At 69.2% G+C, this 13,322-nt stretch carries 12 protein-coding genes; 8 read left to right on the forward strand and 4 right to left on the reverse strand.

The annotated features are described in order from the left end of the window. The first annotated feature begins 15 nt into the window (after nucleotides 1-15). The 3 genes from ACZYZF_RS13645 to ACZYZF_RS13655 are packed head-to-tail and all read left to right on the forward strand — an operon-like array spanning nucleotide 16 to nucleotide 2,356. Nucleotides 16-561 carry a bifunctional adenosylcobinamide kinase/adenosylcobinamide-phosphate guanylyltransferase gene (locus ACZYZF_RS13645; RefSeq protein ID WP_463746711.1) on the forward strand — a complete coding sequence of 182 codons (546 nt, stop codon included), beginning with the start codon at nucleotides 16-18 and terminating at the stop codon, nucleotides 559-561. After that, entirely contained in the window at nucleotides 558-1,616 is a 1,059-nt protein-coding gene (gene cobT, locus ACZYZF_RS13650) for a nicotinate-nucleotide--dimethylbenzimidazole phosphoribosyltransferase (protein WP_463835974.1), read from the forward strand. Before ACZYZF_RS13645 ends, cobT begins: the two co-directional genes overlap by 4 nt. Nucleotides 1,617-1,633: 17 nt before the next feature. Beyond that, nucleotides 1,634-2,356 (forward strand): adenosylcobinamide-GDP ribazoletransferase, encoded by a 723-nt coding sequence (locus ACZYZF_RS13655; protein ID WP_463836171.1) that lies wholly within the window; start codon nucleotides 1,634-1,636, stop codon nucleotides 2,354-2,356. On the opposite strand, the gene ACZYZF_RS13660 is transcribed toward ACZYZF_RS13655, so the two are convergent. Further along, the gene (locus tag ACZYZF_RS13660; RefSeq protein WP_463746709.1) at nucleotides 2,353-3,459 is read right to left on the reverse strand and encodes a branched-chain amino acid aminotransferase; all 1,107 of its coding nucleotides are present in this window, start codon (nucleotides 3,457-3,459) and stop codon (nucleotides 2,353-2,355) included. The genes ACZYZF_RS13655 and ACZYZF_RS13660 overlap by 4 nt on opposite strands. A 52-nt stretch (nucleotides 3,460-3,511) precedes the next feature. Further along, nucleotides 3,512-4,609, reverse strand: coding sequence for a glycine cleavage system aminomethyltransferase GcvT (gcvT, locus tag ACZYZF_RS13665; protein WP_463835976.1), 1,098 nt, complete (start codon nucleotides 4,607-4,609; stop codon nucleotides 3,512-3,514). 66 nt (nucleotides 4,610-4,675) lie between these two features. Between gcvT and ACZYZF_RS13670 the strand changes: the two genes are divergently transcribed. From ACZYZF_RS13670 to ACZYZF_RS13680, 3 genes are read left to right on the forward strand one after another with little or no spacing between them, the layout of a single operon-like run. Continuing rightward, nucleotides 4,676-5,758, forward strand: a complete 1,083-nt coding sequence (locus ACZYZF_RS13670) for an adenylate/guanylate cyclase domain-containing protein (RefSeq protein ID WP_463835977.1) — start codon at nucleotides 4,676-4,678, stop codon at nucleotides 5,756-5,758. A gap of 10 nt (nucleotides 5,759-5,768) precedes the next feature. Further along, entirely contained in the window at nucleotides 5,769-7,286 is a 1,518-nt protein-coding gene (locus tag ACZYZF_RS13675) for a leucyl aminopeptidase (protein ID WP_463746706.1), read from the forward strand. 26 nt (nucleotides 7,287-7,312) lie between these two features. Then, entirely contained in the window at nucleotides 7,313-8,239 is a 927-nt protein-coding gene (locus tag ACZYZF_RS13680; RefSeq protein ID WP_463835978.1) for a lytic transglycosylase domain-containing protein, read from the forward strand. Between the two features lie 2 nt (nucleotides 8,240-8,241). Here the strand turns inward: ACZYZF_RS13680 and ACZYZF_RS13685 are convergent, their stop codons facing one another. Both ACZYZF_RS13685 and ACZYZF_RS13690 read right to left on the reverse strand, forming a co-directional pair. Further along, nucleotides 8,242-9,978, reverse strand: coding sequence for an SDR family oxidoreductase (locus ACZYZF_RS13685; protein WP_463835979.1), 1,737 nt, complete (start codon nucleotides 9,976-9,978; stop codon nucleotides 8,242-8,244). Between the two features lie 67 nt (nucleotides 9,979-10,045). Beyond that, a complete protein-coding gene (locus tag ACZYZF_RS13690; protein WP_463746703.1) occupies nucleotides 10,046-10,399 on the reverse strand; it encodes an oxidoreductase in 354 nt (117 codons plus the stop codon). 213 nt (nucleotides 10,400-10,612) lie between these two features. Here ACZYZF_RS13690 and sucB point away from each other — a divergent pair, with 213 nt between their 5' ends. Continuing rightward, nucleotides 10,613-12,385 carry a 2-oxoglutarate dehydrogenase, E2 component, dihydrolipoamide succinyltransferase gene (gene sucB, locus ACZYZF_RS13695; protein ID WP_463835980.1) on the forward strand — a complete coding sequence of 591 codons (1,773 nt, stop codon included), beginning with the start codon at nucleotides 10,613-10,615 and terminating at the stop codon, nucleotides 12,383-12,385. Nucleotides 12,386-12,409: 24 nt separating this feature from the next. Beyond that, the gene (locus tag ACZYZF_RS13700; RefSeq protein WP_463746701.1) at nucleotides 12,410-13,318 is read left to right on the forward strand and encodes a TIGR01777 family oxidoreductase; all 909 of its coding nucleotides are present in this window, start codon (nucleotides 12,410-12,412) and stop codon (nucleotides 13,316-13,318) included. The last annotated feature ends 4 nt before the right edge of the window (nucleotides 13,319-13,322 follow it).

Below are 13,322 nucleotides of genomic sequence, written 5' to 3' on the forward strand. Positions count from 1 at the left end.
CAGGCGGTCTGAGGAGTGCGCACGCTGGTGCTCGGCGGTATCCGCTCGGGTAAATCGCACTGGGCCGAAACGGCCATCGCCCGCACCGCCGGGGATTCTGCGCCCGTGCGGTACCTGGCCACCGGCCCCGCCGCCGACACCGATCCGTCCTGGGCTGACCGCGTGGGCGCACACCAGGCGCGTCGGCCCGCGCACTGGCAGACCGTGGAAACCGCCGACCTTGCCGCCGACCTGGGCGCCGCCCGGCTCGGGACACCGGGCACCGCCACGCTTGTCGACGACATCGGTGGCTGGCTGACCTCGACCATGGACCGTATCGGCGCCTGGACCGGAGCACCCGTTGCCCCCGAGGTCGACGTACTGGTGCGGGCGGTGGGCGCGTTCACCGCTCCCCTGGTCCTGGTCAGTCCCGAGGTCGGACTGACCGTCGTCCCCGCCACCGAGGCGGGGCGCCGGTTCGCCGACGAACTGGGCACGGTGAACCAGCGCCTGGCCGCGGTGTGCGACCGCGTGGTGCTGGTGGTGGCCGGCCAACCGCTCACGGTGAAGGAGCCGTCATGACGGAATCGGATGCGGCCTTCGCCCCGGTCAGCGCACCGGACGCCGAGGCGGCCGCAGCGGCGCGGGCCCGTCAGAATCGGCTCACCAAACCGCCCGGCTCCCTCGGCCGGCTGGAAGACCTCGCGGTCTGGGCGGCCTCGTGCCAGGGCGTGTGCCCGCCGCGAGCGCTCACCCGGGCCCGCGTGGTGGTCTTTGCGGCCGACCACGGGGTTACAGCCGCGGGGGTTTCGGCGTTCCCGCCCGCGGTGACCGGCCAGATGGTGGCCAACTTCGATGCGGGCGGGGCCGCCATCAACGTGCTCGCCGAGTTGGCCGGAGCCACCGTGCGCGTCGCCGACATCGCCGTCGACTGCGACGAGCCGCTGTCTCCCGCGATCGGTGGCCACAAGATCCGCCGCGGCTCGGGCAACATCGCGGTCGAGGACGCACTGAGCGAAGAGGAAGCGGTCGCGGCAATCTCGGCAGGGCGCCAGATCGCCGACGACGAGATCGACGCCGGGGCAGACCTGCTCATCGCCGGCGATATGGGAATCGGAAATACCACGGCGGCAACAACTTTGGTGGCGGCACTGACCGGCACCGAACCTGTCGTCGTGGTGGGCCGCGGCACCGGCATCGACGACCTGGGCTGGATGCGCAAGGCCGGCGCGGTACGCGACGCGCTGTACCGGGCGCGCACCGTGACCGGCGATCCACTGGGCCTCTTGCGGGTGTGCGGCGGCGCCGACCTGGCCGCGATGGCCGGGTTCCTGGCCCAGGCCGCGGTGCGGCGCACCCCGGTTCTGCTGGACGGCATGGTGGTGACGGCTGCGGCCTTGGTGGCCGAGAACCTGGCGCCGGGTGCGCGGGCGTGGTGGCAGGCCGGCCACCGGTCGACCGAACCGGCCCACACTCTGGCGTTGTCCCAGCTGGGGCTCGAACCGATCATCGACCTCGGCATGCGCCTGGGCGAGGGCACCGGCGCAGCGGTGGCGCTGCCGATCGTGCGGGCGGCGATCGCCACGCTCGCCTCGATGGCCACCTTCGCTGAAGCCGGAATCTCCGAAGAGACATGATGTCCCCCCGCGGCGGAATGTCCGCACTCGGAGGGGCTTTCGCGTTCGGCACGGTGCTACCGGTGAGAACGGCGGCCGGCATCGGCCGTGGGGCGCTCACTGCCCTGCCGCTGGTCGGCCTGGCGCTCGGCGCGCTCGCGGCCGCGGTGGTCGCCGGAGGCCAGTGGGCCTTCGGCACCGGGAGTGCACTGCCCGGCCTACTGGCGGTGGCCGTACTTCTGCTGGGCACCCGTGGGCTGCACATCGACGGCTTCTGCGACACCGTCGACGGTCTGGGGTGTTACGGCCCGCCGGAGCGCGCGCTGGCGGTCATGCGGGACGGTTCGGCCGGGCCGTTCGGCGTCGCCGCGGTGATCGTGGTGATCGGTTGCCAGGCAATGGCATTCGCTCAGCTCCAGGCGGTCGCGATCGTCGTCGCCGTGACCGCCGGCCGGGTGGCGGCGGTGGTCGCCTGCCGCCGTTCGGTGCCCGCGGCGGCGGGCAGTTCGCTCGGCGGCGCCGTGGCGGCCAGTCAGCCGATGGCTGTGGTGGCCGCCTGGTTGATCGCGGTGGCCGCGGTGGCCGCGTGGGCGGGCCCACGGATGTGGCAGGGCCCGGTCGTGGTGCTGGTCGCGGTGGGCTGCTCGGCTCTGCTGGTAGCCCATTGCGTGCGACGGTTCGGCGGCATCACCGGCGACGTGCTCGGTGCGGCCGTCGAGGTGACGACGACGTTGACTGCCCTCGGCCTGGCGGTCGGCTAGTTCAGCCGGGCCATCCAGCCGTGGGTATCGGCGAAGGTGCCCCGCTGGATCCCGGTCAGGGTGTCGCGCAGCGCCATGGTGATCTCGCCGGGTTGCCCGTCGGCGATGGTGAATTCACCGTCTGCGTATTTCACGTGAGAAACCGGGGTGATCACCGCGGCCGTACCGCAGGCGAACACCTCGGTGATCTCGCCCGCGGCGGCCTTCTTCTGCCATTCGTCGACGTCGATCTTGCGTTCCTCGACCGCGAACCCGGCATCGGTGGCCAACTGCAGCAAGGAATCTCGCGTGATACCCGGCAGCAGCGAGCCGGACAGCTCCGGTGTGACGAGGCGGGCCGATCCGCCGCTGCCGAAGACGAAGAACAGGTTCATCCCGCCCATCTCCTCGACGTAGCGGCGCTCGATCGCGTCGAGCCACACCACCTGATCGCACCCGTTGTCGGCGGCCTGGGCCTGCGCGAGCAGTGAGGCCGCGTAGTTGCCGCCGAACTTGGCCGCGCCGGTGCCGCCGGGTGAGGCCCGCACGTACTCGTGCGACAGCCACACGCTGACCGGCTTGATGCCGCCCTTGAAGTAGGCACCGGCCGGCGAGCCGATCACCAGGTAGCGGTACTCGTTGGCCGGGCGCACACCCAGGCCCGGCTCGGTGGCGATCACGAACGGCCGCAGGTACAGCGATTCCTCGCCGCCGGCTGCCGGCACCCACTTCTCGTCGACCGCGATGAGCTGGCGCAGCGATTCGATGAACAGGTCCTCGGGAAGTTCGGGGATGGCCAGCCGCCGCGAGGAGGTACCCAGCCGCGCAGCGTTGGACTCCGGTCGGAAGGACACGATCGAGCCGTCCGCCCAGCGGTACGCCTTGAGCCCTTCGAAGACTTCCTGCGCGTAATGCAGCACGATGGCCGAGGGGTCGAGCTCGATCGGCCCGTACGGGATCACCCGCGGATCGTGCCAGCCCTGCCCGGCGGTGTAGTCGATGGCCACCATGTGGTCGGTGTGATACTTGCCGAAACCCGGGTTGGCCAGAACGGATTCGCGTACCGCATCGGTCGCCGGATTCGCGTTGGCTGAAACCGTGAACTCGAGATGGCCGCTAGTCATGCAGCGATTGTATCGCCCGAGCACTAACGTATTTCCCCGCGGGAGCGGGGCCTCAGCGGGTTTTCGGAGCCACGAACGGTGGCTTGACCACTTCGCATTCGACGGCGCGGCCACGCACGTCCACATTCACCCGCTGCCCGTCGGCGACCTCGTGGGCGGTGTCGATGAGCGCCAGGGCGATGCCGACTTTCAGTGACGGCGAAAACGTTCCCGAGGTCGTGATCCCGATCTGGGTGTCCCCGTCGAGCACCGCGAGGTCGGCGCGCAGCACCCCGCGGCCGACGGCCTTGAGCCCGCGCAGCACTCGGGCCGGGCCGGTCTCCTTCTCGGCCAACAACGCCTCGCGCCCCCAGAAGGAGTCCTTCTTCCAGCCGATCGCCCAGCCGCAGCGGGCCTGCAGCGGCGAGATGTCCAGCGACAGCTCGTGGCCGTGCAGCGGGTAACCCATCTCGGTGCGCAGGGTGTCGCGGGCGCCGAGGCCCGCAGGTTCGCCGCCGGCAGCCCGCACCGCCGCGACCAGAGCGTCGAACACCACGCCGGCCCGGTCCCAGGCCGGCAGCAGCTCGTAGCCGTGCTCGCCGGTGTAGCCGGTGCGGCAGACTCGCACGAACACGCCGTCGTATTCGGCATCGGCGTAGCCCATGTAGTCCATGTCGGTGGGCAGCCCGAGCGCGTCGAGTACCTCGGCGGATTTCGGCCCCTGCACGGCCAGCACGGCGTAGGAGCGGTGCTCGTCGGTGATGGTCAGCTCTTGCGGGGCGTTCTTCTGCAGTTCGGCAACGACGGCCGCGGTGTTGGCGGCGTTGGGCACCAGGAAGATCTCGTCGTCGGATACGTAGTAGGCGATCAGGTCGTCCACAACACCGCCTGACTCGGTACAGCAGAGGGTGTACTGCGCCTTGCCCGCGCCGATCCGGTTGAGGTCGTTGGTGAGGGCGGAGTTGACGTAGGCCGCCGCCCCCGGACCTTTGACCAGCGCCTTTCCGAGGTGGCTGACGTCGAAGAGGCCCACGGTGTCGCGCGTGGCGTTGTGTTCGGAGACAGTTCCGGCGTAGGACACCGGCATCAGCCATCCACCGAATTCGGCGAAACTGGCTCCCAGTTCGCGATGGCGGTCTTCCAGCGGTCCGTGCAGCAGATCGTCAGTCACGGTTTCACCCTAATCCGCACGCCAGAACGGACCGCCTGATCGGGCCACCGGCTGCACACTTGTCTGGTGGTCGATTTGGATGCACTCGCGGCGGCCGGGATCACCGACGCACACGAGCGCGCCCCGCTCATCGAGTACCTGGACTCTCTCGGGTTCACCGCCGAGCAGATGGTCGAGGCGGAGTCGCGCGGCCGGTTGTTCGGGCTGGCCGGCGATGTCCTGCAGTGGTCGGGGCCGCCGGAATTCTGCCTGGCGGATGTGGCGGCCGAGATCGGCGTTCCGCTCGATGACGTGCAGCGGGCCTGGGCCGCACTGGGCCTCACGGTGGCCGGCTGCGACGTCAAGACTCTGAGCCGGGCCGATCTGGAGACCCTGCGAACGTGGGCGGAGCTGCGGGTACTGGTCGGCGACGCCGAGGCCACCGGCCTGCTTCGCGTGGTGGGCGCGGGTATGGCCCGGCTGGCCGAGGCGCTGTCGTCGATGAGCCGGGCCAACACCCCCGACATCCAACTGGGCATCACCCACGATGAGCTTGTCACCGCCAAGGCCTACCGGGCCGCCGCCGGTTTCATCCCGCGGATCGGGTCGATGGTCGATGCGGTGCACCGCCACCACGTGATGAGTGCGCGCAGCTATTTCGAACATGTGGTGCGCGACGGAACATCCAGCGTGTTCTGCGGCATAGGTTTTGCCGATCTGTCGGGATTCACCGCACTCACCCAGATGTTGACCACCACCGAACTCTCGGCACTGCTCAACGAGTTCAGCGCCACCAGTACCGCGGTCGTCCACGCCGCCGGCTGCCGCGTCGTGAAGTTCATCGGGGACGCCATCATGTGGGTCGGCTCCGAACCCGCCGACGTGCTGCAGGTGGCCTTCGACCTCGTCACTCATCCCCGCGCCGCCCAAACCGGCCTGCAGGTGCGGGCCGGTCTCGATTTCGGTGAGATGCTGGCCGTCGGTGGCGACTACTTCGGTAACCCCGCGAATCGGGCAGCCCGACTGGTCGCTGCGGCCGAACCGGCCCAGATCCTGGTCTCCGAGCCACTGCGCGATCTGCTGCCGACCCGGGCGTTCGCGCCGGTCCGTTCGCTGACGCTGAAGGGTTTCGACGCACCGGTACCGGCGTATCCGCTCGCCGGACTCTAGGGTGAACCGGGTGAGCAGCGCACCCGGCTACCAGGCCCCCACCGTCACCGTCAGCTCGTCGTTGCCCCGCAAGGGGGTCGCCGAGGCTGTCCTCGTCATCGGCGTCGTCAGCGACGACGCGGGTCCGAAGGTCCTTGCGGCGGGGCCCTACCTCGACGCCGACGCGGTGGCCGCCGTCGAATCCGGCCTGCAGGCGTTGGGAGCCACCGGCGGCGAGGGGCAGACGCACCGTCTGGTCGTCGCGTCGCTGCCGGTCGCCAGCGTGCTGACCGTCGGTCTGGGCAAGCCGCGCGACGAGTGGCCCGCCGACGTGATCCGTCGGGCAGCCGGTACCGCTGCGCGGGCTTTGGACAAGGTCGCCACGGTGGTGACCGTGCTGTCGGCTGTCGATCTGGAGGCCGCCGTCGAGGGATTGATCCTGGGCGCCTACCGCTTCAGCGACTTCCGCAGCGCCAAGACCGCACCCACCGACGCCGGGTTGACGGCGATCACCGCGCTGGCCGCCGATTCCAAGGCGGCAACCAAGGCAGAGGCACAGCGCGCGGTGGACGTAGCCTCCGCCGTGGCCACGGCCCGCGATTTTGTGAACACCCCGCCCAGCCACCTGTTTCCCGACGAATTCGCCAAGCGGGCAAAGGCTTTGGGCGACGCGGTAGGACTTGAGGTCGAGGTGCTCGACGACAAAGCCCTGACCAAGGCCGGCTACGGCGGCATTGTCGGGGTCGGCAAGGGCTCCGCACGCCTGCCGCGCCTGGTGCGGTTGATCCACCGGGGTGCCGGTAACAAGAAGGCCAAGCGCGTCGCGCTGGTCGGCAAGGGCATCACGTTCGACACGGGCGGCATCTCGATCAAGCCGGCCGCCAACATGCATCACATGACCTCGGACATGGGTGGGGCCGCCGCGGTGATCGCGACCGTGGCGCTGGCCGCCAAGCAGAATCTGCCGATCGAGGTCATCGCGACCGTGCCGATGGCCGAGAACATGCCGTCGGCTACCGCGCAGCGCCCGGGCGATGTCCTGACCCAGTACGGCGGCATCACGGTGGAGGTGCTCAACACCGACGCCGAGGGCCGGTTGATCCTGGCCGACGCGATCGTGCGGGCGTGCGAGGACGAGCCGGACTACCTGATCGAGACCTCCACGTTGACCGGTGCGCAGACCGTCGCGCTCGGTGCGCGTACACCGGGTGTGATGGGCAGCGAGGAGTTCCGCGACCGAGTGGCCACACTGTCGCAGGCGGTGGGTGAAAACGGTTGGGCGATGCCACTTCCCGAGGAATTGAAAGATGACCTCAAGTCATCTGTCGCCGACCTCGCGAACGTCAGCGGATCGCGCTTCGCCGGGATGCTCGTGGCCGGGACATACTTGCGCGAGTTCGTCGCCGACGGAGTCCAGTGGACGCACATCGACATCGCCGCACCGGCCTACAACACCGGAGGCCCCTGGGGTTACACCCCCAAAGGCGGCACCGGGGTGCCGGTGCGGACGATGTTCGCAGTCCTGGAGGATATAGCCGTGAACGGCTGATCATGTTGCCGCCCAAAGTGAACAAGATGCCGAGATTGCTCCGCGATGTCGCCATCTTCGTCACGTTGGGCGCCGCGCTCGCCGGCTGTTCGCGGTCACCGAACCCGCCGGCGCCCGCTTCACCGAGCACGACGACGTCGACGATGCTCCCCGCGACCACCACGCCGGCCGCCCCCACCGCCGCGCAACCTCGCCTGGCGGCAGACCCGGGCCGGCTCGCGGCGGATCTGGTCGCCGACGAGCGAGCCCTGCGCAATCCGTCGACGCCGGAGGCCGCGCTCACCCAGGCTGCCCGGCGCCAGCAGGTGGCCTACCGCGCCATCGGCCGTCATCCCGAATGGGACGCGATCGTCCGGCCCCGCATCCCGGCCGATCTGGTCGCGTTCTACGACCACAATGTCGACGCGCGGCGGCAGCTCGCCACGCTGGCCGAACCGCGGGACACGCTGCCCGCGTGGCGCATCGAACCGCCGCCGCCTGCGGACCTGCTGCTCGATTCCTACCGCGAGACGGAGGCTGCCTCCGGCGTGGGCTGGAACTACCTGGCCGCGATCAACCTGATCGAAACCCGTTTCGGCAGTGTCAGCGGGACCAGCCTGGCCGGGGCGCAGGGCCCGATGCAGTTCATGCCGTCCACGTTCGCGGCCTACGGTGCGGGCGGTGACATCCATGCGCCCCGGGACAGCATCCTGGCGGCCGGTCGCTATCTGGCCGCCAACGGTTTTGCGAACAACCCCGACCATGCGCTGTTCCGGTACAACAACGCCGACGAGTACGTGCGTGCGGTCCACGCCTACGCCGCGGCGCTCTCGGCCGATCCGGCGGCGTTCGGCGCGTTCTACCGCTGGGACGTCTACTACGTGTCCACCGCGGGCGACGTCCTGCTTCCGGTCGGATATGCGACCGAATCACCGATTCCGGTCGGCGAATACCTCGCCGCCCATCCGCAATAGCGCTACAGCGAGCCGGAGCGCGCCACCCGGCGCAGCGCCGAGGGCACCAGACGTGCCACCCCGTAAGCGGCATAGGCCTCGGGGGTGACGGGGCGGATCGCTTTGTCCTTACGGACGGCCTCGACGACGGCCTTGGCCACCTTTTCCGGCCCGTAGCGCCGCGCGGCGAACGCCTTCTTGGTCTGAGCCCGCAACTGTTCGACCTGCCCCTGCTTCTCGGCGGGTACGTCGAAGCGGGTGGTGTCGATGATGTTGGTGTCGATCATGCCCGGGCAGATCGTGGTCAAACCGACTCCCGCCGACTTCAATTCGGCGCGCAGACAGTCGGAGAACATGAACACCGCGGCCTTGCTGGTGGAGTAGGCGTTCATCGATGCCGACGGTGTATAGGCGGCCATCGAGGCCACGTTGACGATGTGGCCGCCGGTCCCCCGTTCGATCAGGCGTCGAGCAAATGACCTGCAACAGTTGACGACTCCGCCGAAGTTGACGTCGAGCACCCGGTCGTACTGGTCGGCCGGGGTGTCGAGGAACTTTCCGCCGTGGCCGATTCCGGCGTTGTTGACCACCACGTCGGGTACCCCGTGCGTGCTGCAGACCTGTTCGACAAAACTCTCCACGGCCTCGGCATCGGACACGTCGAGGCCGTAGGCGTGTGCCAGCCCGCCGCGCGACACGATCTCGTCGGCGGTGGCTTTGGCCGAAGCCTCGTCGATGTCGCTCACCACCAGTTCGGCGCCCTGGGAAGCGAAGGCCAGAGCCGTGGCGCGGCCGATGCCGCTGCCCGCGCCGGTCACCGAAACCAGTGTGTCGCCGAAGGGTTCGCGTGACCGGCCGACTTGAGCGCGTCGCAGCGTCCGGGCAGCCGGCGCACCCTCGATGTGATCGATCAACTCGGCGGTTGCGTTGGCAATCGCACGCCAGTGTGAGAACGGAGCCCAGTGTCCGGCCTTGAGGTCACGGCGCCACAGCAACGGCACCCACTTCGACGCTTCGTCATAGCCGTGCCCGCGCACCACGGGATCGTGGTCGTTGCAGATCAACTGCACGGGCACCGTCACATAATGGTCGCTCCGCAACGTCGTGAACGAGCGAATGGCGTTGGCGCGGTAGATCTTCAGTCCGTTTGCTGCATCGATATCGAGCGTCTCGGACTGGAATTTGGGACCCGCGGTGTCGATGGCCTGCAGTCGGCGCGCGGCCCCGCGGCGCATCAACGCCGGTGCGATCACGGGGACCGAGAACGGGATCCAGTAGCTGAACCGCGATGCCAGGTTCACCGCCTTGGCGAACCGGATCGGCCGGTACGGACGGGCCAATCGACCGCGCACGAACGAGCCGTAGTGGTCGGTGCTGGGTCCTGATACCGACGTGAAGGAAGCCACCCGCTCGGAGGCCTCGGGGCGGCTGAGGTACTCCCACACCCCCACCGACCCCCAGTCGTGGGCCAGCACGTGCACGGGGACCCCGGGGCTCACGGCGTCGATCACCGCGGACAGGTCGTCGGCGAATCGGTCCATCCGGTAGGCGGCGACGGGTTTGGGGACATCGGAGGCTCCGGCACCGCGGTTGTCGTACCGCACGATGTGGAAGCGGTCCCCGAGTTCGCCCGTGACGCCGTTCCACAGCACGTGCGAGTCCGGCCATCCGTGTGCCATCACGAGCGTGGGGCGCTGCCGGTCCCCTTGTTCGTAAACCGCGATGCGGGTTCCGTCCGCACTGTCGACGAAGCGCTGCATAGTCCACCCTCCACGAGGTACCTGTGACGAACAGTATCCAATACCGGGGGTACCGGTTGCTTTGACTCTAACGGTCGTCGAGTTCCCGGTACACGGCGCGCTGACGTTCGATCCGGCGACGCGCGTCGTAGTCGCGCATCCGTTGCGGATAGCCCACCTTCTGCACGTCATAGACCGGGATCTGGAGCCGGTCGTTGAGCCGACGCGCGCCTGCCTCGCCGCCCGTGCGGCGCCGCGTCCATTCCCCGTCGGCAGCAACGAGCACCACAGTCACCTCGGTGACCGTCGTGCGGGGCTCGACAAATGCCTCGACTCCGACATGCTCAGCCACCCAGCGTTGCAGATACTGCAGGTCCCCGGCCTGATCGTTGCCGGATCCGCGCGCCCACCGGTCTCGGCGGAACGAATCGAACAGGCCCAACGGACGGATCTCCTCAGCTCTGGGGAAGTTCGACGAACCGCCCTGCAAACCCTCACTCGATAGTGCCAGAGGATCAGCAACCCTGAGTGAGTGCGAATGGTGCTGCAGTGACAGGATGGTTCCGACAATCCATCTAGGTGCCGTACCCAGTGCACCTAGCTGTGGTAAGCCAGAGTTCGAGTCGTCACAAGTGACCGTCCGAGGAGTCAATACATGGCCATCTCCGTCCAGATGCCCGCGCTAGGTGAGAGCGTCACCGAGGGGACCGTCACCCGCTGGCTTAAACAGGAGGGCGACACCGTCGAGGTCGACGAGCCGCTGCTGGAGGTGTCCACTGACAAGGTCGACACCGAGATCCCGTCACCCGCCGCGGGTGTATTGACGAAGATCGTCGCCCAGGAGGACGACACCGTAGAGATCGGCGGCGAGCTCGCCGTCATCGGCGACGCCTCCGAAAAAGCCTCCGAGGGAGCTTCAGCGGCGCCGTCCTCGAAGCCCGAACCGGAACCAGAACCAGAAGCCACCGCACCGTCGGCCGCTCCGGCGGAGACCGCGGCACCGGAGCCGGAAGCCCCGGCGCAACCGGCACCGGCCGCCGCCCCGCCGGCCGCCGCCTCCGGCTCGGCGACCAGCGTCGTGATGCCCGAGCTGGGCGAGTCCGTCACCGAGGGCACTGTCACCCGGTGGCTCAAGAAGGTCGGTGAGTCCGTCGGCGTCGACGAGCCACTGGTCGAGGTATCGACAGACAAGGTCGACACCGAGATCCCGTCCCCGGTGGCCGGCACCCTGCTGGAGATCACCGCCCAGGAGGACGACACCGTCGCTGTCGGCGGCGAGCTGGCCAAGATCGGCGACGCCGCCGCGGCGCCGGCCGCAGCCCCGGCGCCCGCAGCACCCGCTCCCGAACCGAAGCCCGAACCCAAGCCGGAACCGAAACCCGAACCGAAGGCCGAGCCTGCACCCCCGGCGCCGGCTCCTGCCGCACCTGCTCCCGCAGCACCTGCCCCTGCGGCACCCGAAGCTGCGCCCGCAGCCGGAGACGGCTCGCCGTATGTCACCCCGCTGGTGCGAAAGTTGGCCGCGGAGAACAATGTTGACCTCGCCGCGGTGAAGGGCACCGGCGTCGGCGGTCGCGTCCGCAAGCAGGACGTGCTCGCCGCAGCCGAGGCCAAAAAGGCTCCCCCGGCTCCGGCCGCACCGGCAGCCCCTGCCGCGGCCGCACCCGCCGCCACGTCGGCTGCCCCGGCACCGGCCCTGGCCCACCTGCGCGGAACTACGCAGAAGGCCAACCGGATTCGCCAGATCACCGCGAAGAAGACGCGGGAATCGTTGCAGGCGACCGCGCAGCTGACCCAGACCCACGAGGTCGACATGACCAAGATCGTGGCGTTGCGGGCCCGGGCGAAGGCGGATTTCGCCGAGCGCGAAGGCGTCAACCTCACCTACCTGCCGTTCATCGCCCGCGCTGTCATCGACGCGTTGAAGATCCACCCGAACATCAACGCGAGCTACAACGAGGACACCAAGGAGATCACCTACTACGACGCCGAGCACCTCGGCTTCGCGGTCGACACCGACCAGGGGCTGCTCTCCCCGGTGATCCACAGCGCCGGAGACCTGTCGCTGGGCGGGCTGGCGCGCGCCATCTCCGACATCGCGGCACGGGCCCGGTCGGGCAATCTCAAGCCCGACGAGCTGTCCGGCGGCACGTTCACCATCACCAACATCGGCAGCCAGGGCGCGCTGTTCGACACCCCGATCCTGGTGCCGCCACAGGCGGCGATGCTGGGCACCGGGGCGATCGTCAAGCGGCCCCGGGTGATCTCCGACGCGTACGGCAACGAGTCGATCGGCGTCCGTTCGGTGTGCTACCTGCCGCTGACCTACGACCACCGACTGATCGACGGCGCCGACGCCGGCCGGTTCGTGACCACCATCAAGCGCAGGCTCGAAGAGGGTGCTTTCGAGGCCGATCTCGGGCTGTAACGCCGTTAGGAGGGGCTCCCCACTGTGGCGGACGCCGTCATCGCGATAGCGGGATCATCCGGTCTGATCGGTTCGGCGCTGGTATCAGCGCTGCGCGCCGCCGACCGCCGGGTGCTCCGGATCGTACGAAGGGCACCATCGAACGGCGACGAGCTGTTCTGGAACCCCGACACCGGGGAGTTCGACGCTTCCGCGCTCCAGGGCGTGGACGCGGTGGTCAACCTCTGCGGCGTCGGTGTCGGGGAGAAGCGTTGGTCGGGCGCATTCAAACAGAGCTTGCGCGACAGCCGGATCGGGCCCACCGAGGTGCTCGCCGGCGCCGTGTCCGACGCCGGGGTGCCGGTGCTGATCAATGCCAGCGCCGTGGGTTACTACGGCGACACCCGGGACCGGGTGACCGACGAGTCCGCACCCGAGGGACGCGGGTTCCTGGCCGGCCTGTGCGCGGACTGGGAGGCGGCCACCGCGCCGGCTGTCTCCGCCGGCTCTCGGGTGGTTCTGCTGCGCACCGGTCTGGTCATGTCCCCCTCGGGCGGCATGGTGAACCGCCTCAAACCGTTGTTCGCACTGGGCCTGGGCGCCCGGTTGGGCAACGGTCGACAGTACATCCCGTGGATCAGCCTGGAGGACGAAGTCCGCGCGGTGTTGTTCGCGATGGCGAACGACAGCCTGTCGGGCCCGGTCAACCTCACCGGCCCCGCCCCGGTGACCAACGCCGAGTTCACCGCGGCGCTGGGCCGCGCCCTCAATCGGCCCACCCCGGTGATGGTTCCGGGTTTCGCGCTGCGCACCCTGCTGGGCGAGATCGCCGACGAGGGACTGCTGGTGGGCCAGCGCGCCATCCCCGCCGCGCTGGAACGCGCAGGCTTCACGTTCCACCACAACACGATCGGCGAGGCGCTGGCCTACGCCACAGCACCCAAAGACCTGTGACCGG

Source organism: Mycobacterium sp. IDUB_24 (genome assembly GCF_055419385.1).

Bases quoted from the DNA above. Each gene is read 5' to 3' on its own strand.
- cobT (WP_463835974.1), top strand. From the start codon at position 558: ATGACGGAATCGGATGCGGCCTTCGCCCCGGTCAGCGCACCGGACGCC.
- ACZYZF_RS13655 (WP_463836171.1), top strand. From the start codon at position 1,634: ATGTCCGCACTCGGAGGGGCTTTCGCGTTCGGCACGGTGCTACCGGTG.
- ACZYZF_RS13660 (WP_463746709.1), bottom strand. From the start codon at position 3,459: ATGACTAGCGGCCATCTCGAGTTCACGGTTTCAGCCAACGCGAATCCG.
- ACZYZF_RS13680 (WP_463835978.1), top strand. From the start codon at position 7,313: ATGCCGAGATTGCTCCGCGATGTCGCCATCTTCGTCACGTTGGGCGCC.
- ACZYZF_RS13685 (WP_463835979.1), bottom strand. From the start codon at position 9,978: ATGCAGCGCTTCGTCGACAGTGCGGACGGAACCCGCATCGCGGTTTAC.
- sucB (WP_463835980.1), top strand. From the start codon at position 10,613: ATGGCCATCTCCGTCCAGATGCCCGCGCTAGGTGAGAGCGTCACCGAG.